Origin of the sequence: Actinoplanes sp. NPDC051494 (assembly GCF_044454705.1) — a bacterium.
In the GTDB taxonomy this organism is placed as follows: domain Bacteria; phylum Actinomycetota; class Actinomycetes; order Mycobacteriales; family Micromonosporaceae; genus Actinoplanes.
This window is the reverse complement of sequence record NZ_JBITDZ010000007.1, coordinates 370,150-388,037: the sequence shown is the minus strand read 5'-3', so window position 1 is coordinate 388,037 and position 17,888 is coordinate 370,150. Positions and strand designations below refer to the sequence as shown.

The following is a 17,888-nucleotide window of genomic DNA, read 5'->3' as shown; positions in this document are numbered from 1 at the left end:
CAAGGGGGTGGGTCGATGTCTGTGTCATTGAGCCGGCGGGCGCTGTTGTCCGCGACCGCGGGTGGTGCCGCGGCGGCGGCGATCTGGTCCGGGCCGGCGGAGGCCGGGCTGCCCCCGGCCGTACACGACCTGGAGCGGAAGATCCGGGTCGGGATGCAGCGGTACGGGATTCCCGGCGTCGCTCTCGGCCTTCGGTACCGCGGCGTCGACTATGTCCGCGGCTTCGGCGTCACCGATGTCACCGATCCGGTGCCGGTCGACGGTGACACCGTGTTCCGGGTGGCGTCGACCACCAAGACGTTCACCGGGACCGCCGTCATGCGCCTGGTCGAGCGTGGCCGGCTCGATCTGGATCGGACGGTGCGCAGCTATCTGCCGGATTTCCGGACGGCCGACGCCGGGGCCTCCGCACGGGTCACCGTCCGCCAGGCGCTGAACCACAGCGCGGGCTGGCTGGGGGACTACTTCCTGGACACCGGCCGTGACGACGACGCGCTGAAACGTTACGTGGCCGGGATGGCCGGACTTCCCCAGCTGACCGCTCCGGGTTCGGTGTTCGCCTACAACAACGCCGCGATCTCGCTGGCCGGTCGGTTGGTCGAGGTCGTGACCGGCATGCCGTACGAGCGCGCGGTCCGTCTTCTGGTCCTCGATCCGCTGCGGCTCACGCGTTCCGGGTTCTTCCTGGACGAGATCCCCGGGGCGTCGCGGGCGGTGCCGCATGTTCCGGGGCCGGACGGTGCGCTGATGCCGTTGCCCGAGCTGTGGGACATGCCGCGCGGGGTCCACCCGGCCGGCGGGCTGATCTCCAGTGCCCGCGATCAGCTGCGCTGGGCCCGGTTCCACCTCGGTGACGGCGGCCGGCTGCTGACCCGCCGGTCGATGCGCGCCATGCAGTCGCGGCCCGGGCCGGGCGGCACCCTGTTCGTGGAGCTGGACGGCGCCGGGGTCACCTGGATGCTGCGGCCGACCGCCGAGGGACCGCGGGTCGTGCAGCACGGTGGTGACTGGCCGGGGCAGCATTCCGGGTTCCTGATCGTGCCCGAGCGGGACTTCGCCCTGACCGTGCTGACCAACTCGGTCGGTGGCCCGGCCCTGACCGCGGAGCTGTTCGCCGGCGACGGGGCCCTGCGCCGGTTCGCCGGTGTCCGTAACCTCCCGGCGGTGGTCCGCGGGCTGCGGCCGTCCGAGCTGGCCGGTTACGAGGGCGGCTACACCGCCGAGCAGGTCGGCCCGGACGGTGCCACGGTGGCGGTGACGCTCGAGCTGGTGGCCGCCGGCGGGGGACTGAGCGTTCGCTCCGGGGGCGTGGAGGGGCTACGGCTGGCGTTCTACCGTAGGGACCACGTGCTCATCCGGCAGCCCGACGGCACGGACACGCACTTCCGCGGCAACTTCGTCCGCGGATCCGATGGCACGGTCGCGTGGCTGCGGTACGGCGGCCGTCTCTACCGCCGCGGCGCTGCACCGGCAACGCCGCGGACCATGTCGAGGGCGACCACTTTCCCGTACCCGATGATCTAGACCGGCCATTTGTGGACGGGGATGTTCTCGTGCATGAGGGGGAGGTATCGGCGCAGCATCTCGTGCAGTGCGTCCTGGCGGTCGAGGTGGCCCTCGCGTTCGAGGCCGTGCAGGGTGTCGACCTGCCAGGTGGCTCCGTTGCGGCCGGTGAGGCAGCGTTGCTCGATGATGGACAGCAGGCGTTCGCGTTCCGGTTGGGAGACGCCCCAGCGTTCGAGGCCCTGGTGGGCCAGGGGCAGCAGGCGGCGCAGGACGAGTTCGGTGACGGGGACGTAGCCGAGGCCGGGCCAGAAGACCGAGGCCGCGATGCCGTGCCGGGCGCAGGAGTGGAAGTTCTCCTCGGCGGCGCTGAAGCTCATCTGGGACCAGACCGGGCGTTCGGCCTCGGCGAGCATCCGGACCAGGCCGTAGTAGAACGCGCCGTTGGCGACGGTGTCGACGACCGTGGGGCCGGCCGGCAGGACCCGGTTCTCGACGCGCAGGTGGGGGCGTCCTTTCACGACGTCGTAGATGGGCCGGTTCCAGCGGTACACGGTGCCGTTGTGCAGGCGCAGTTCGCTGAGCGCCGGGGTGGCGCCGCTCTGCAGGATCTGTTCCGGGTCGTCGTCGTCGCAGATGGGCAGCAGGGCGGGGAAGAACGTGACGTTCTCCTCGAACAGGTCGAACACCGAGGTGATCCAGCGTTCGCCGAACCAGACCCTCGGGCGTACCCCCTGGGCTCGGATCTCCTCGGATCGGGTGTCGGTGGCCTGCTCGAAGAGCGGGATCCGGGTCTCGCGCCAGAGTTCGCGGCCGAACAGCAGCGGCGAGTTGGCGCCGAGGGCGACCTGCACACCGGCGATGACCTGGGCGGCGTTCCAGTAGGCGGCGAACTGGTCCGGGCTGACCTGCAGGTGGAACTGGGTGCTGGTGCAGGCCGCCTCGGGGGCGATGGAGTCGGTGGTGACCGCGAGCCGGTCCACGCCGTCGATGCGGATGTCGAGGTCCTCGCCGCGGGCCGCGAAGATCTGTTCGTTGAGCAGGGCGTACCGCGGGTTGGCCGACAGCGATTCCGGGGTCAGGTGCTCGCGGCGCAGCGTGGGCAGGATGCCGATCATCACGGTGTGGACGCCGGCGGCCCGGGCGTGCTTGTCGGCGTTGTTGAGACTGGCGCGCAGCTCGCCCTCGAGGTCGGCGTTGCTCTCCCCGATGAGCCGCCGGGGTGGCACGTTGATCTCGATGTTGAACTGGCCGAGCTCGGTCTGGAAGTCCGGGTCGGCGATGGCGTCGAGCACCTCGGCGTTGCGCATCGCCGGGTCGGCGTTGGCGTCGACCAGGTTGAACTCGATCTCCATGCCGGTCATCGGGCGTTCGAAATCGAAGCGCGACTCGCGCAGCATCGAGGCGAACACGTCCAGGCTGCGCCGGATCTTCTGCCGGTATCTCGTGCGGTCCTCGCGGGTGAACTCCTGCCGATCGACCTCTTCGCCCACCTTCACACCTACCTCTCAGCAGCGCACACCTATGATCTGCACGTTCACACGCGTCTGACGCCCGAGGAGAACCGCGTGCGCCGCATACCTGCCCTGTTCGCCACCGTCGCAATCGCCGAGGCGGTGAGCTGGGGCCTGCTGCTGACCGGGATGTTCTTCAAGTACGGGCCGGTGGGCAACCAGATCGGCGTGCAGATCGCCGGTCCGCTGCACGGGGCCCTGTTCACCGCCTATCTCGCGGTGACAGCGTTGCAGGCCCGGGTCGGTGGCTGGAAGTGGTGGGTCACGCTCATCGCGCTGATCTGCTCGATCCCGCCTTTCGCGACACTGCTGTTCGAGCGCTGGGCCAAGTCGCGGGGACTGCTCGCCGCGCGGGTGGCCGAGCCCGCGTAGCAGATCTAAATATTCCATAGCGTTACCCACCCTTTACACAGAGGATACGTGGCATCGACACTGATCGTTGTCTTTGACCTCGGTGAAGGGGAGTAACGATGCGCAGAGTCTCCGGAATCCTCGCGGGAGCAGCACTTCTCGTGGGGATGGTGACCGCGCCGGCGTCGGCGGCGGCCAGACCTGGGCCCGACTGGACCACGGCCTGGGCGACCGCGCCCTCCGCCGCGGTCGCCGGCGCCGAACAGGGGTACGCCGGCTACACGATCCGCAACGTCGTGCACACCACGGCGAGCGGCGGCAGCGTACGGATCCACCTGTCCAACCGCTTCGGCACCCGGCCCGTCCTCATGGGGCACGTGACGGTGGCACTGTCCGCCCATGCCGGTGGACGCTGGGACGGCACGGTCGACGCCAGCGACGGCACCGCGGCCACCGGCACCGTACGCGACGTGCTGTTCAACGGCCGTGGTCAGATCACTATCCCGGCGCGCGCCGAGGTGGTCAGCGACCCGGTGCGGTTGCGCGTACCCGCGGACCGGGACCTGCTCGTCTCGACCTGGACCCCGCAGCCGTCCGGGACGGTCACCTACCACCCGGCGGCCATGCAGACCTCGTTCTACAGCCAGGGCCCGGCCGACCATGCCGCCGACACCGCCGCGGCCGCGTTCACCGGGACCACCGGTGTCTGGCACTACGTCAACGGCGTCGACGTCTCGGGCGGGGCGGGCACGGTCGTCGCGCTCGGCGACTCCATCACCGACGGCGTCACATCGACCGCGGGCGCGAACCGCCGCTGGACCGACTATCTGGCCGCCCGGCTCGGCCGCAGCCCGGTGCCCGACTACGGCGTGGCCAACTCGGGGATCAGCGGCAACCGGATCCTGCTCGACGCCTACTACCCGAACTACACGATCTACGAGGGCTTCGGACCCAGTGCGCTGACCCGGCTCAATTGGGACGTGCTGGAGCGCTCGGGCGCCCGCAGCGTAATCCTGTTCGAGGGCATCAACGACATCCAGCAGACCCCGAACCAGCGCGACCCCGAGCAGATCATCGCCGGGCTCGCCCAGATCACCGCGCAGGCGCACGCCCGGGGGCTCAAGGTCGTCGGCGCCACCATCATGGCGTGGAAGGGCTGGGGTACGTGGACGCCCGAGCTGGAGCAGGTCCGCGCCGCGGTCAACGACTGGATCCGGGCGGGCGGCGACGGCGCGCTCGACGGGCTCGCCGACTTCGACGCGGCCACCCGGGACCCGGCGGATCCCGCGGTGCTGCTGCCGGCGTACGACAGCGGTGACCACCTGCACCCCAACGACGCGGGTGACAAGGCGATGGCGGCCGTGGTGCCTCTCGCCCGGATCTAGATTTGTCAGCTGATCCAGGCGACGGCCACGGCGAGCGCCACGAGCACGCCGAGGATCGCCTGGATCAGCAGTCCGGGACCGAGGTGCGACCACATCGTCGGCACCCACGGACGGTACGGCTGCAGCGTCTCCAGGTTGATCACCTGTTGCAGCTTCACCGGCAGTTCCGGGTCCTTCTGCGCGATCGTGCGGACCTGGACGAGATCACCGCGGTGCAGGGCCGACTGGGGGAGCTGGCCGTGCATCTCGATCTCGTACGTCTGCCCGAGGTCGTCACGCAGCCGGACCGGCGTGACCAGGTACTCGGGGCCCTTCTTGAGGTCCTTGAACGTGCGCCGGGCCCCGCCGCCACCACTGCGGACCAGCGACAGCAGCAGGCCGCCGATGGCCTGGGCGATCGTCGCGGTGACGAAGATGGCGATGAGGATCGGCTGACCGACCTTCACCTGGCGGGTGTAGGAGCTCTGGAAGCCGACGAAGCGGCCGGTGATGACGGGCCCGTAATGGCGCAGGATCTGCTCGCGGTACAGCTCGGTGTCATCCATGGGGATCACCTCCTGGGGGTTCCTCAATGGTACGGAGAGCAATCCTTCGGACACAGTGAGTGAATCACCGACTCACGCCGTTTTGCGCGGGATCGGCGGGGAATCCCAGCGTTCCGTACCGTTGACCTGCGAGGACATCCCGATGAAACTGCCCGCGCCGCGAGGCCCCGTCTCCGAGTTCGTCATCTCCGCGCTCGCCCAGGAGCCGCACGACCTCGGCGCCGTCGACGATCCCGCGACCGACGACGACCTGCACCTCACCCTGTTCGTGCTCTACGAGCTGCACTACCGCGGCTGGGACGGCGTCGACGACCGCTGGGAGTGGCACCCGGGGCTGATCGCGCTGCGGACCCGCTCGGAAGCGCTGTTCGAGGCTGATCTGCGCGCTCTGGCCGTACCCGAAACGGATCTTGACGTGCCGCACGCCCTGATCGCGATGACCCGTGACGACAGCGGACCGCAGCTGTCCAAATTCATCCGCGGCCGCGCGAGCATGGCGCAGTTCCGCGAGTTCGCCACCCACCGCGGCGTCTACCACCTGCGCGAGGCGGACCCGCACACCTTCGCGATCCCCCGGCTCAGCGGGCCGGCCAAGGCCGCACTGATCGAGATCCAGATCGATGAGTACGGCGGGGGAGTGGCCCGTCGCATGCACCAGGAACTCTTCAAGGACACGATGACGGCCCTCAACCTCGACACCACGTACGGCGCGTACGTGGACGTGGTGCCCGCGCCGACTCTCGCGAACAACAACCTCATGTCGTTCTTCGGGCTGCACCGGCGTCTGCGCGGAGCGTTGCTCGGGCACCTCGCCGCCTACGAGATGACGTCGACCGCCCCCAACCGCAACTACGGCAACGGCCTGCGCCGGCTCGGCGGCGACGAGAAGGCCACCCGCTTCTACGACGAGCACGTCGAGGCGGACGCGGTCCACGAACAGATCGCGGCGTTCGACATGTGCGGGGCGTTCGCCGCCGCCGAACCGGAACTGGCCGGCGACGTCCTGTTCGGCGCCGCCTGCGCCCTGGCCCTGGAGAACCGCTGGGCCCAGCACGTGCTGGACAAGTGGGCGGCCGGCGAGTCCTCGCTGCGCTAATCCCGCGGGGCGGGCGCGTCGCGGCCGGTGCCCGCCCGGAAACCCACCGCCTTGTGGGTGCCGTCGCAGAAAGGCTTCACGGCCGACCTGCCACACCGGCACAGCGCGACGGTTCCACGTCCGGGGTCGATCACGTCACCATCCGGGGTACGCAGGGTGAAGTCGCCACGAACAAGCAGCGGACCGTCCTCGTACGGGACGATCACTGCCCCGCCCCCGTCACCCATGTCACTCATGCCGCAGCTGATGCCCGGCCCGCACCGAGCGAAACCCGCACCGCCCCGCCTGCCGACCGATTGCGCCAAACCCGCCCGGAGCTGGGCCTTTCCACGGTGAACTGGAGCCTGAACGCCGGTCACGGCGGACATTCGGGGGTGGGTACCATGGCTCTGCTGGGCATGAAATACGTCAAACCGGACAGTGTGCTGGCGCGCACCGCCCTGGAAGTGCTCCAGGCCCACATGGGCGGCGCCGGCCCCCGCGACGGCATCACCATCTGCCCGATCTGCGGCGAACACCTGCCCTGCACCGCCGGCCAGGCCGCCGCCGAGGTCGTCCAAGCCGCCGGCCTGGCCGAATCCTCCGGCCTGGTGGCCGCGTCCCGGGGCCCGCTCGGCCTGCCCGCGGCAACCGGCGGCGGCAGCCTGATGCCCCCGGCCGGCCGCCCGAAGGCCTCCCCGTTCTTCACCCCGTCCGCCGGCACCCCCGCTGCCGACCCCCCGCGCCCGTCCGTCGACGCTCTCGCCTCGTTCAACGGCCCGGGCTCGGCGCTGGATGCCCCACTGCCGTCACTCGACGGGCAGCCCTCTGATGACCCGCCGCCCTCGTACGGCACCCCGCCGTCTTCCGGCACGCCTCGTTCGTACGACGCTGAATTTTCCTTCGGCCCGCCGTCCTCTCCCGGTGCTGATCCTTCTCACGACGCCGAGTCCTCCTTCGGCCCGCCGCCTTCGTACGGGGCCCAGTCCTCTCCCGGCGCGCCGCCCTCCTTCGAGGCGCCTTCGTTCGAGGCGCCTTCATTCGAGGCGCCGCAGCCCTCTTTTGACGCGCTGCGCACCGATCCGCCGCGCCGGCCGGGCGGCCCCCGTCGATCCGTCGACCGTGACGCCGACTCCGGGCCCCGGCCCATCCCGCAGCCCTCCGGCCCGGGCACCCGGCGCCCCTACCCGACCCCGGCCGTGGCCCCGCCACCCGTCGAGCCATCGACGTTCACGGTGTCCCGCGAACCGATTCCCGAACCGGCACACCCGGCCCACCCGTCCCCGCTGGCACCCCCGGCGTTCGACACCCCCCGGGAACCGCTGGCCCCGCCCACCTTCGAGCGCTCCCTGCCGCTGCCGTCCCCGTACGACGAACCCCGCAGCGACGCCTTCCCCCCGCCCGGGTCGTTCCCCGCCGGCCAGCAGCCGCCGTCCACCCAGCCCTTCCCGTCCGCCCAGCCGTTCCCATCGGGCCAGTCGTTCTCGTCGGGCCAGTCGTTCTCGTCGGGCCAGCCGTCGGCGTCCCCGCAGGCGCCACCGTTTCGTCGCCCGGACGCGGCCCACCCGCAGCCGGGCGACCGGCAGGACCACCTGTCGTCCCCGCAACCGGGCAGCGGCCATCCCGGACCGCCGGACGCGGGCTATCCCACCGCGGGCAACGCCCACCCGCCGTTCCCCCCAGGTCAGCACGACGTTCCGGCCGGGGCCCACCCCGGTCCAGCCGGACCTCCCGCTGGCTATCCAGGCCCCGGCTCCGGACCCATGACGGGATCGCCCGGCGGCCACCCGGGTCACGGCTCCGGACCCATGACCGGATCGCCCGGCGGCTACCCGGGTCACGGCTCCGGACCGGCCGGAAACCTGAACCCGGCACCCCCGCTTCCTGGTGATCACCCGGCGTCGTCTCCCGGCTATCCGGGTCCTTCCGGCGGCGGTTACCAAGATCCGCTGCTGCCCCCGGCCGGTGGATTCCAGGACCCGCTACTGCCCGCCGCCGGGGGTCCATCCGGCCAGGCGGTGCCGTCGGGCGGCCATCCCGCCGGTCCGCAGGCGTTCGACCAGGCGCCGCAGCCCACGCCGCAGGCGCCGCGCCCCGACCTCACGGGCATCGACCCGCTGCTGCTGGGCCCGCCCCTGTTCACCCAGCAGAACCGTCCGCTGGACGCACCCCGCTTCACGCCCTCGGCCCGCCCACCCGAGGCATCGCCGGGCCCGGCCGGCGCATCTGCGTCACGTAACGGCTCGTCAGAGCTCCTGACTCCGGCCGCAGCTCCGAACGCCGGCGAACCGGGCCCCGGATCCGCACCCGTCACCCCGGCGACGCCCGGCGCCCCGGGAAGCTTGACCGCCCCGTCTCCCGCGGACCTGACGACGTCGGGCGGTGCCGGACTTGCCGGATCGACGCCCGGAATGTCCGGCCCAGGCCAGGTTGGCGCCACCCCGGCCGGCCTTGCCGGGCTGGGATCTGCCGGGCTGGGATCCGCTGGGCTGGGATCCGCTGGGCCGGGATCTGCCGGGTCGGGGCCCGGAGGCCCGGGATCCGCTGGGTCAGGGCCTGCGGGCCCGGGGTCTGGGGTTCCGGGGTCGGGGGTTCCGGGGTCTGGGGTTCCGGGGTCTGGAGGCCAAGGGCCCGCGGCCCCGGGATCCACTGGACCAGGGTCTGGGGGCCCGGGATCTGGTGGTCTGGGGCCTGGGGGTCTGGGATCTGGGGGTCTGGGATCTGGGGGTCTGGGATCTGGGGGCCTGGGGCCTGCCGGGTCCGGGTCCGGCGGCGTGGCTGCTCCTGGTGCCGCCGGGGGTGGCTCGGCGGAGGCGCCGCATGCCGGGCCGCAGATCTCTCCGCCCGGTGCGGGTTCGGTGGAGAACGCCTTCCGGGTGCCCGATCCCGCGGGTCGCCGTCAGGCTGCTCCCGGAGGTCCGGACCAGGGCCGGCCGTCCGCGGGCCAGGCGAGTGGGTGGGTCGATGTGCCGCAGGTGTCGCCTCCGGCGCTCGACGTCCCGCAAGCCGGTCCGGGCGGGGGTGCGGAACCGTCCGGCCTGCCCGCCGGTGCGGCACCGTCCAGCGCGTTCCAGCAGGCTACGCCCGCGCCGAGCCCGTTCTTGCAGGCGACGCCGGCCGCGAACCCGTTCCAGCCGCGGCCGGCCCCGGACGCCACCGCCGCGCCGAACCTCTCCCAGCCGGCCTCGTCGGCGCCGAATCCGTCTCAGCCCGCCTCGTCGGCTGTGAATCCGTTCCAGCAAGCCGCGCCGGCGCCGAACCTGTCTCAGCAGGCCGCGTCGGCTGCGAACCCGTTCCAGCAGGCCTCGCCCGCGCCGAATCCGTTCCAGCAGGCCGCTCCGGCGCAGAGCGCCGACCAGCAGGCGTCGCCCCCCGGTCCGCAAGCATCGCCTCCCGGTCCGCAAGCGCCGCCGAATCCGTTCCAGCAAGCGACCCCCGCGCCGAATCCGTTCCAGCAGGCGACGCCGGCAGGGAGTCCCTTCCAGCAGGCCGCTCCGGCGCAGAGTGCCGAGCAGCAGACCGCGCCGACCTCGTTCCCGCAGGCAGCACCGTCCCCGGCCGCGTCTCAACAAGCCGCGCCGGGGCAGCAAGCCGCGCCGGGGCAGCAGGGTGGGCAGCTCGGGGGCGCGTTCAATCCGGGTACGACGGAGGAACCGTCGGGGCTGCCGCCGCGGCCCGGTCCGGGTGGAGCGGGGGCGCAACCGGGTACGCAGGCGGCTCCTCCGGCCTGGCCTCCGGTGGGCCGGGAGGAAGACGCGCCGAGCGGGCTGCCGCCGCGCCCGCAGCAGTGAGCGGGTCAGGCGCGGGGGAGGCAGGCCCAGACGACCTTGCCCTCGTTGCCGGGTAGCCAGCCCCAGCTGTGGGCCATGGTCTCGACCAGCAGCAGGCCGCGGCCGCCGGTGGTGGCCGGGAAGACGTCCCGGCTGATCGCGGGGGCGGCCGGGGAGCCGTCGCGGACCGAGAGGTGCAGGTAGCGCCGGGTCAGGCTGAGGCGCAGGGTCATCGGGGTGGCCGCGTGGGTGACCGCGTTGGTGACGAATTCGCTGGCGATGAGCGTGGCCGGGCCGGTGAGGGCGGGCAGGTCCCAGCGGTGGCAGGCGTCGGTGACCACGGTGCGGGCCTGGCGGACCGAGCCGGGCACCGGGAGCAGGTCGTCGCTGATCGTGGGCAGGGTCCGGTGTTCGGTGCGGGCCTGGGTGCGGGCTGTCGCCAGGTCGGGCAGGACCGGCAGCCGGCGGCAGGCCGCCACCTCCAGGGCGCGGCGGGTGGCCGGGGCGGGGGCGCAGAGCAGGATCGAGATGCCGGGCCAGCGGGCTGCCTGCCGGGCCACGTCGGGGAACACCGTCAGCGCGAGCGGGTCCTGCACAATCATCGCCGAGATGTCCACCAGGAGGGCTTCCGGCTGGTCGGCGAGGCGTTTGAGCAATGTGGTGCGGATCTGCGGAACCTCGCTCAGGGATAGTGTCCCGGAGAGGGTGACCAGCAGTCACCCGTCATCCGCCCGGACCGATGCATCGAGGCTCAATGCCGTCTACGATCTGGCACCGGTCCCCCTACCCGCAGGTCGTCGCGTCGAAACTCAGATGTCGTCGGCCTCCACGACGATGATGGCGCCGTCGCTGTCGGCGGTGAGCTCCTCGCCGGGGCTCACGCCGTGCTCGCCGCCATGCGGGTCCAGACGACCTTGCCGTCGGTGACCGGCAGCACACCCCAGGCGTCGGTGAGTTCCTTGACGAGGTGCAGCCCGCGTCCCCCGGCCTCGGCGGCTGCCGGGTCCTTCGGCCGGGGCAACAGGCGGCTGCCGTCGCGTACGGTCAGACCGACCAGCCCACCGCGCAGGCCGAGGGTGAATTCCATGGTGGTGTGGGCGTGCCGCACGACGTTGGCGACCAGTTCCGTGGCGACCAGCGCCGCGGTCGAGGCCATCTCGCGGCGGTGCCAGCCGGTGCAGGTCGCGGTGACGAGCTGGCGGACCTGCCGGCAGGCGTCGGGGACCGGTCGCAACCGGACCCGCAGTCGTTGCGGTGCCGGTTCCGGTCCGGCCGCCGCCAGGGCCTGCTCACAGCTCGGCGCCGCGGTCACGTTGTCGCAGCCGGAGAGCTCCGCGGCGACGGTGGCCCCGGCGCCGCAGAGCACGATCGGCACACCTGGCCACTCGGCGTTGCGGCACAGGATGCCGGTGAGGACCCGCAACGCGAGCGGGTCGGGGATGTCCAGCCCGGCGACGTCGATGAGCAGTGACTCGGGCTGGGCGCAGAGGCTGCGCGCGACCGCCTGCTCCAGCGCGGCCCCGGTGAGGTCGTCGAGCACGCCGCTGACCCGCAGGATCGCCACCGGGAGGCTGCGTTCCGGCCGGCAGACCAGCTGGCTCGACATCTCGTCCCCTCACCCCCGTCGCGTCGCTCCCGTCGCGTCGCGCGTCCCTGATTGCCCACCGGATCCCGGGGGCAAACGTCGGACCTGTTCGTAGAGTGCGAGGTAGGAGGCGGCCATCGTGGCGGGGGAGAACCGCCGGGCGGCCTCGGCGCGGCATTCGCCCGGATCCAGCGTGCCGGCCGCGCGGACGAGCTCGCCGAGTTCCTCCTCGTCGGTGGTGAGCAGGCCGGTCCGGCCGTGGTCGATCATCTCGGGCAGGCAGCCGCGGGCGATGCCGACCACCGGGGTGCCCAGGGCGAGCGATTCGACCACCGCGGTGCCGCCGGGTTCGTTCCAGCGCAACGGGAACAGCGCGGCGTCGGCCCCCGCCACCAGGTCGTCGCGCTCCTGGCCGTGCAGGGTGCCGAGCCAGCGCACCCGGTCACCGTCCACATGCGGCGCGACGTGGTCGAGCCAGAAGCGCACGTCGGGGTTCTGCGGGTCGGCGCCGGCCAGCGCGGCCGGCGAGTGGTACGGCCCGACCGGCCCCGCGAGCACGAGATCGAACCCGTACCGGTGGGCGAGCCGCGCGGCCAGGTCCTGTCCCTTGCCGGCGTTGATCCGGCCGAGTACGACCACATAGCCCCGCTTGGTGGCCAGGGGCGGCGGGTCGGCGGCCAGCGGGGTCGCGAGGTGCACGTGCCCGACGGAGTGCGCCTGCAACGCCACCGGAGCGTGGGTGAGCTGGTCGGCCGAGACGCCGTTGACGTACACCCGGCCGGCACCGTCGAACGTGCCGTACAGCTCGGGGTGTTTTTGCAGGTCCCAGTGCAGGGTGTGCAGTGCGGGCGGTGCGTCGTGGCCCAGGGCAGCGAGGGTGGCGAGCCCGGCGGCCTCGACGTGGTCGTGGATGACGTCGATGTCGCCCTCGGCGATCCGGCGCACCACCGCGTTCTGGTGCGCCGGGATGACGCCGCAGACCTGGTTGTACGGCCGTTGCAGCAGCTTGAACTGTCCGTCGGGGAACACCGAGACCCGTTCGTCGACGGCGAGGGTGCTGTCGCCGACGCTGGCGAGCACCACCTCGACCCCGAGCTCGCGCAGCCCGGGGACGAGGGTCGCGATGATGTTCTCGATGCCGCCGTAGCCGATCGGCGGGACCGGCAGCCAGGGGCCGGCGTTGATCAGGACCCTCATGCGGCGGTCAGCGGGAGCATGCGGGGGATGGTGACCAGCGGGGGGCGTTCGCTGACCCCGGCGTCGCTGACGACGATCTCCCGGTCCAGGTGCGAGGCGACCGGGCCGGCGCCGCGGTGGAACTGGGTGAGGATCGTCGAGGGCGGCAGCGCGTCGGCGACCAGGCCGCGGCGGTGCAGCCGGGACCACGCGGTGACCATGATCTGCGCGGACATCCGGCCGAGCGCCTCGGTGCCCTGGTGGCGGTGGTACCGCTCGCCGAGGTCGGCCTGGGCGAGGGCGTCGAGCCCGACGAGGTCCAGCAGGTCGATGAGCATGGCGATCTCGACGCCGTACCCGGAGACGAACGGGATCCGTTCGAGGGTGGCGCGGCGCCCGGCGTACTCGCCGGCGAGCGGCTGGACGAAGCCGGCCAGGTCGGGCCAGAACAGGTTGAGCAGCGGGCGGGCGGCCAGCTCGGTGACCCGGCCGCCGCCGTCGGGCTCGGTGCCGGTGACCCCGACGAGCGGCCGGTGGTAGAAGCCCTTGACGAACTCGACCGTACGGTCGGTGAGCAGCGGTCCGATCAGCCCGGTCACGAACGTCGACGAGAACTGTTTGAGGTCGCCGTCGACGAACGCCACGACGTCACCGGTGCTGGCCGCGAGCCCGGCCCACAGCGCGTCGCCCTTACCCTCCATCCGGGGCAGGCCGCGGGTCACGTCGTCCTGGTGGACCACCCTGGCACCGGCCGCGCGGGCCACGTCGGTGGTCGCGTCGGTGGAGCGGGAGTCGACCACCACGATCTCGTCCACCAGCGGCACGACGTCCATCAGGTCGTGCCGGATGGCCGCGACGATGTCGCCGACCGTGGCGGCCTCGTTGCGGGCCGGGATGACCACGCTGACCGTGGTGCGCCGCTTGGCGCGCAGGAGCCGGGCGGGTGTCCACTGACCGGCGTTCGAGCTGCGGTACTTGGTCCAGGCCTCGACCACGGGCGAAGCGGTCGGTGGTGCGGTGCCGTTGCGCATCTGCGGAGTCCCCCGGTCACGATCACGAATGGAGATCGGCAAATCCCCCGTGGAGACCGAAGTCAATCTTGACGGCAGGTTACGAATCGCTGTGAATGGCATGTCTCACGTTTCGGCACCCGGCGCCAGGAGACTTTCCCGCCCATGTCAAAACAGGGCCGGATGGCTGCGACACGGGTGGGAATCATCGGAGCCGGAGGGGTGGCTCAGCGGCACGCGCGGGTCCTGTCCGCACTGCCGGATGTGCAGGTTGCGGGCGTGACGGACGTGGTGCCGGAGGCGGCTCAGCGGTTCGCTGAGGAGTTCTCGACACGGGCGCTGCCGGACGTGGCGGCGTTGCTGGAGTCGGGGCTCGACGCCGCGTACGTGTGTGTCCCGCCGTTCGCGCACGGTCCCGCCGAGCGGGCGGTGATCGCCGCGGGGCTGCCCATTTTCGTGGAAAAGCCTATTTCACTTGATCTGGACATTGCCCATGAAATCGGCGAGCTAATTGCGCAGCGTGAAATTGTCAGTGCGGTGGGTCACCATTGGCGGTATCTCGCCGTGGTCGACCAGGCCCGGGAACTGCTCGCCGGCCGGGCGATCCGGCTGGTGACCGGCGCGTGGCTCGACAAGGTGCCGCCGGTCGGCTGGTGGCCGCACAAGGACCGCTCGGGCGGCCCGGTCGTGGAGCAGGCCGCCCACGTGCTCGACCTCGCCCGCTACCTGGCCGGCGAGGTCTCCGAGGTGACCGCGATCGGCAACGGCACCCCGCCGGACGCGGACGGCGCCGACATCGACGGCGCCACGGCGGCCACCCTGCGCTTCGCGAGCGGCGCGGTGGGCACCCTCGCCGCGACCTGCGTGCTGGGCTGGAAGGAACGCGCCGGGCTCGAGGTGTACGCCGACGGCCTCGCCGTGGCGATCAGCGAGACCGGCCTCACGATCCGCGACGCCGACGGGGTCCGTGAGATCGAGAGCGACCCGGAGACGGCCCGCGTCGCGGTCGACCGGGCCTTCATCGCGGCGGTCCGCGGCGAGGGCGACGACATCCGCGTCCCGTACGCCGAGGCCACCCGGACCCACGCGTTGGCCCTCGCCGTCGCCCGGTCCGCCTCGTCCGGCCGCCCGGTCCAGCTGAAGGAGCTCGCCAGTGCGTGACCGCAACATCGTCGTGACCAAGCCCGGCAGCGTCGAGATCGTCGAGGAGGACATCGCGCCGGGGCCGTTCCGGGTCCGCACGATGTACTCCGGCGTCTCGGCCGGCACCGAGCTGACGTACGTCAAGGGCACCAACCCCGCCCTGCACTCCCGCCTCGACCCGGAGCTGGGGCTGTTCGAGGGCGCCGCCGCCGAGGCCTGGCCGGTGACCCGGCTCGGCTACATGGAGGTCGGCCGGGTCGAGAGCAGCAGCACCCCCGCGGTCACCGAGGGCGCGCTCGTGGCCATGACGTACGGCCACCGCACCGGCTGGACCGGTGACCCGCTGCGCGACCGGGTCGTCCCGCTGCCCGCCGACCTCGACCCGATCCTCGGCATCTACGTCGCGCACATGGGCCCGATCTGCGCCAACGGGCTGCTGCACGCGGCCGCCGACCTGCGCGGCACCGCGGTCCAGAGCCTCGGCGACGGGGTGCAGGGCCGCCGGGTCGCGGTCACCGGCGCCGGGGTGGTCGGCCTGCTCACCGCGCTGTTCGCCCAGGCCCACGGCGCCGCCTCGGTCGTGGTGCTCGACCCGACGCCCGCGCGCCGGGCGGTGGCCGAGGCGCTCGGGCTCGAGACCCTCGACCCGGACGCGGACGACCCGGCGGTCACGCTCAAGACCGCTTGGCGGCACAACGCCGGGGACCGCGGCGCCGACGTGGTGTTCCAGTGCCGCGGCCAGGCGTCCGCGCTGCAGCTGGCCCTGCGCCTGCTGCGGCCCCAGGGCACCGTCATCGACCTGGCGTTCTATCAGGGCGGGGCGGACGAGGTCCGGCTCGGCGAGGAGTTCCACCACAACGGGCTCGGGGTGCGCACCGCCCAGATCGGACGGGTGCCGCGCGGCCTGGCCCCGTTCTGGGACCGCGAACGGCTCTCGGCGGAGACCATCGCGCTGCTCTGGGCGTACGGGGAAGAGATCCGGAAGAACCTGATCTCCGCGGTGGTGCCCTTCGACGAGGCGCCCGCGCTGCTCACCGACCTCGCCGCCCGTGAGCGGCAGGAGTTGCAGGCGGTCATCTCGTTCTGATCGCTGGCTACGCTCGGCGGTATGCGCAAACTGCTGCCCTACCTGCGACAGCACCGCGGCACGTTGATCGTCGTCGCGGTGCTGTCGGTGGCCGGGGCCGGTGCCTCCCTGGTGCAACCGCTGCTCGTCCGTACGGTGCTGGACGCGATCTCGGCCCGGGAGCCGGTCGGATCGCCGGTGGCGCTGCTGGTCGCGCTGCTGGTCACCGGCGCGGCACTCGGCGGCGTGCGCGACTACCTGCTGCAACGCACGGCCGAAGGGGTCGTGCTGACCACCCGGCGCCGGCTGGCCGGTCACCTGATGCGCCTGCCGATCGCCGAGTACGACGCCCGCCGTACCGGCGATCTGCTGTCCCGGGTCGGCGCGGACACCACCCTGCTGCGCGCCGTGGTCACCTCCGGACTGTTCGAGATGGTCGCCGGCGTCGTCATGGTGATCGGCGCGACCGTGGCGATGGCCGTGCTCGACCCGCTGCTGCTGGCGGTCGCCCTGGGCGGCCTGGCGGTCGGCATGGGCGTCGCGATCACCGTGTCGCGCCGCGTCCGCGCACTCTCCGAGCAGGCCCAGGCGCGGCTCGGCGAGATGACCTCGGCGGTGGAGCGGGCCATCTCCGCGGTCCGCACGATCCGGGCCAGCGGCGCCGAGGACCGCGAGGCCGTCACCGTCGCCGGCAGCGCCACCGAGGCGTACGAGGCCGGCATGCGCGTCGCCCGTCTCGAAGCGATCGTCGGCCCCGCCTCCACGGCCGCCACCCAGGGCGCGTTCCTGCTGGTCCTCGGCGTGGGCGGGGCCCGGGTGGCGTCCGGCGCGATCGGCGTCGGCGACCTCGTGGCGTTCATCCTGTTCCTGTTCTTCATGATCATGCCGCTCGGCCAGGCGCTCAACGCGTACACCCGGCTGCAGACCGGCCTCGGCGCGCTGACCCGCATCGACGAGATCCTGGACCTGCCGTCCGAGACCGCGGGCGACGCCACCGGTGCCGTCTTCCCGGAACACGCCGACGCGGTCGAGTTCGATCATGTGAGCTTCGCCTACCCGAACGGCGACGCGGTGCTGCGGGATGTCTCTTTCCGCGTCCCCCGCGGCTCCCGGGTCGCGCTCGTGGGCCCGTCCGGGGCCGGCAAGTCCACCGCCCTCGCCCTCGTCGAGCGCTTCTACGAGATCACCTCCGGCACCGTACGGGTGGACGGCGCCGACGTGCGTGACCTGCCCCGCGACGCCCTGCGCGCCCGGCTCGGATACGTCGAGCAGGAAGCCCCGGTGCTGGCCGGAACGCTGCGCGACAACCTGCTGCTGACCGCGCCCGGGGCCGACGACGCGACCCTGCTGCGCGCCCTGGACGACGTCAACCTGGGCGGCCTCGTCACGCGTACCCCGGAAGGTCTCGGTGTGCAGGTCGGTGAGGGTGGGGTGCTGCTCTCCGGCGGCGAGCGCCAGCGCCTGGCCATCGCACGGACACTGCTCGCGGACACCCCGATCCTGCTGCTCGACGAGCCCACCAGCAATCTCGACGCCCGCAACGAGGCCGCGCTGCGGGCCGCGATCGCCACCGCGGCCCGGCGCCGCACGCTGATCGTCGTCGCGCACCGGCTCTCCACCGTTGTCGACAGCGACCTGATCGTCGTCCTGGAGGGCGGCGCGGTGGCCGCCACCGGCACCCACCAGGAACTCCTCGACATCAGCCCGCTGTACCGCGAACTCGCCACGCATCAGCTCCTGGTGTCCTGACGCACAGCTACCAGGA

15 protein-coding genes are annotated in these 17,888 nt (G+C 72.5%); 8 read left to right on the top strand and 7 right to left on the bottom strand.

The genetic code is table 11. The features are described from left to right. The first annotated feature begins 15 nt into the window (after positions 1 to 15). Positions 16 to 1,524, top strand: a complete 1,509-nt coding sequence (locus ACIA6A_RS25315) for a serine hydrolase domain-containing protein (protein WP_396100322.1) — start codon at positions 16 to 18, stop codon at positions 1,522 to 1,524. On the opposite strand, the gene ACIA6A_RS25310 is transcribed toward ACIA6A_RS25315, so the two are convergent. Then, positions 1,521 to 2,996 carry a glutamate--cysteine ligase gene (locus tag ACIA6A_RS25310; protein ID WP_396100321.1) on the bottom strand — a complete coding sequence of 492 codons (1,476 nt, stop codon included), beginning with the start codon at positions 2,994 to 2,996 and terminating at the stop codon, positions 1,521 to 1,523. The genes ACIA6A_RS25315 and ACIA6A_RS25310 overlap by 4 nt on opposite strands. Before the next feature lie 75 nt (positions 2,997 to 3,071). On the opposite strand from ACIA6A_RS25310, the gene ACIA6A_RS25305 reads away from it, so the two are divergent. Then, positions 3,072 to 3,389, top strand: coding sequence for a DUF3817 domain-containing protein (locus ACIA6A_RS25305; RefSeq protein WP_396100320.1), 318 nt, complete (start codon positions 3,072 to 3,074; stop codon positions 3,387 to 3,389). A 98-nt stretch (positions 3,390 to 3,487) separates the two neighbouring features. After that, complete coding sequence (locus tag ACIA6A_RS25300) at positions 3,488 to 4,753, top strand: SGNH/GDSL hydrolase family protein (protein ID WP_396100319.1); 1,266 nt, start codon at positions 3,488 to 3,490, stop codon at positions 4,751 to 4,753. 5 nt (positions 4,754 to 4,758) lie between these two features. Here ACIA6A_RS25300 and ACIA6A_RS25295 read toward each other — a convergent pair whose 3' ends face one another. After that, positions 4,759 to 5,298: a hypothetical protein gene (locus tag ACIA6A_RS25295; RefSeq protein ID WP_396100318.1), complete on the bottom strand. Its 540-nt coding sequence runs from the start codon at positions 5,296 to 5,298 to the stop codon at positions 4,759 to 4,761. 142 nt (positions 5,299 to 5,440) lie between these two features. On the opposite strand from ACIA6A_RS25295, the gene ACIA6A_RS25290 reads away from it, so the two are divergent. Further along, entirely contained in the window at positions 5,441 to 6,394 is a 954-nt protein-coding gene (locus ACIA6A_RS25290) for an iron-containing redox enzyme family protein (protein WP_396100317.1), read from the top strand. Here the strand turns inward: ACIA6A_RS25290 and ACIA6A_RS25285 are convergent. Then, complete coding sequence (locus ACIA6A_RS25285; protein ID WP_396100316.1) at positions 6,391 to 6,630, bottom strand: CDGSH iron-sulfur domain-containing protein; 240 nt, start codon at positions 6,628 to 6,630, stop codon at positions 6,391 to 6,393. The two genes, ACIA6A_RS25290 and ACIA6A_RS25285, sit on opposite strands and share 4 nt — an antisense overlap. Before the next feature lie 2,709 nt (positions 6,631 to 9,339). On the opposite strand from ACIA6A_RS25285, the gene ACIA6A_RS25280 reads away from it, so the two are divergent. Then, positions 9,340 to 10,164: a hypothetical protein gene (locus ACIA6A_RS25280; RefSeq protein WP_396100315.1), complete on the top strand. Its 825-nt coding sequence runs from the start codon at positions 9,340 to 9,342 to the stop codon at positions 10,162 to 10,164. Positions 10,165 to 10,169: 5 nt separating this feature from the next. Here ACIA6A_RS25280 and ACIA6A_RS25275 read toward each other — a convergent pair whose 3' ends face one another. The 4 genes from ACIA6A_RS25275 to ACIA6A_RS25260 form a co-directional block, all read right to left on the bottom strand. Beyond that, positions 10,170 to 10,799 (bottom strand): ATP-binding protein, encoded by a 630-nt coding sequence (locus ACIA6A_RS25275; RefSeq protein ID WP_396100314.1) that lies wholly within the window; start codon positions 10,797 to 10,799, stop codon positions 10,170 to 10,172. Positions 10,800 to 11,020: 221 nt separating this feature from the next. Beyond that, on the bottom strand, positions 11,021 to 11,749 hold the full coding sequence (locus ACIA6A_RS25270; protein WP_396100313.1) for an ATP-binding protein: 729 nt from the start codon (positions 11,747 to 11,749) through the stop codon (positions 11,021 to 11,023). A gap of 9 nt (positions 11,750 to 11,758) precedes the next feature. After that, on the bottom strand, positions 11,759 to 12,925 hold the full coding sequence (locus ACIA6A_RS25265) for a glycosyltransferase (RefSeq protein ID WP_396100312.1): 1,167 nt from the start codon (positions 12,923 to 12,925) through the stop codon (positions 11,759 to 11,761). Beyond that, entirely contained in the window at positions 12,922 to 13,935 is a 1,014-nt protein-coding gene (locus ACIA6A_RS25260; RefSeq protein ID WP_396100311.1) for a glucosyl-3-phosphoglycerate synthase, read from the bottom strand. The genes ACIA6A_RS25265 and ACIA6A_RS25260 overlap by 4 nt, the downstream gene beginning before the upstream one ends. Positions 13,936 to 14,079: 144 nt before the next feature. Here ACIA6A_RS25260 and ACIA6A_RS25255 point away from each other — a divergent pair, with 144 nt between their 5' ends. From ACIA6A_RS25255 to ACIA6A_RS25245, 3 genes are read left to right on the top strand one after another with little or no spacing between them, the layout of a single operon-like run. Then, on the top strand, positions 14,080 to 15,075 hold the full coding sequence (locus ACIA6A_RS25255) for a Gfo/Idh/MocA family protein (protein ID WP_396100310.1): 996 nt from the start codon (positions 14,080 to 14,082) through the stop codon (positions 15,073 to 15,075). Further along, complete coding sequence (locus ACIA6A_RS25250) at positions 15,068 to 16,144, top strand: zinc-binding alcohol dehydrogenase (RefSeq protein ID WP_396100309.1); 1,077 nt, start codon at positions 15,068 to 15,070, stop codon at positions 16,142 to 16,144. Before ACIA6A_RS25255 ends, ACIA6A_RS25250 begins: the two co-directional genes overlap by 8 nt. A gap of 21 nt (positions 16,145 to 16,165) precedes the next feature. Next, complete coding sequence (locus ACIA6A_RS25245; RefSeq protein WP_396100308.1) at positions 16,166 to 17,872, top strand: ABC transporter ATP-binding protein; 1,707 nt, start codon at positions 16,166 to 16,168, stop codon at positions 17,870 to 17,872. Positions 17,873 to 17,888: the final 16 nt, after the last annotated feature.

What these genes read in the sequence shown, in the direction of transcription:
- ACIA6A_RS25315 (WP_396100322.1), top strand. Translation starts at nt 16, where the DNA reads ATGTCTGTGTCATTGAGCCGGCGGGCGCTGTTGTCCGCGACCGCGGGT.
- ACIA6A_RS25290 (WP_396100317.1), top strand. Translation starts at nt 5,441, where the DNA reads ATGAAACTGCCCGCGCCGCGAGGCCCCGTCTCCGAGTTCGTCATCTCC.
- ACIA6A_RS25255 (WP_396100310.1), top strand. Translation starts at nt 14,080, where the DNA reads ATGTCAAAACAGGGCCGGATGGCTGCGACACGGGTGGGAATCATCGGA.
- ACIA6A_RS25260 (WP_396100311.1), bottom strand. Translation starts at nt 13,935, where the DNA reads ATGCGCAACGGCACCGCACCACCGACCGCTTCGCCCGTGGTCGAGGCC.
- ACIA6A_RS25285 (WP_396100316.1), bottom strand. Translation starts at nt 6,630, where the DNA reads ATGAGTGACATGGGTGACGGGGGCGGGGCAGTGATCGTCCCGTACGAG.
- ACIA6A_RS25265 (WP_396100312.1), bottom strand. Translation starts at nt 12,925, where the DNA reads ATGAGGGTCCTGATCAACGCCGGCCCCTGGCTGCCGGTCCCGCCGATC.
- ACIA6A_RS25295 (WP_396100318.1), bottom strand. Translation starts at nt 5,298, where the DNA reads ATGGATGACACCGAGCTGTACCGCGAGCAGATCCTGCGCCATTACGGG.
- ACIA6A_RS25300 (WP_396100319.1), top strand. Translation starts at nt 3,488, where the DNA reads ATGCGCAGAGTCTCCGGAATCCTCGCGGGAGCAGCACTTCTCGTGGGG.
- ACIA6A_RS25270 (WP_396100313.1), bottom strand. Translation starts at nt 11,749, where the DNA reads ATGTCGAGCCAGCTGGTCTGCCGGCCGGAACGCAGCCTCCCGGTGGCG.
- ACIA6A_RS25245 (WP_396100308.1), top strand. Translation starts at nt 16,166, where the DNA reads ATGCGCAAACTGCTGCCCTACCTGCGACAGCACCGCGGCACGTTGATC.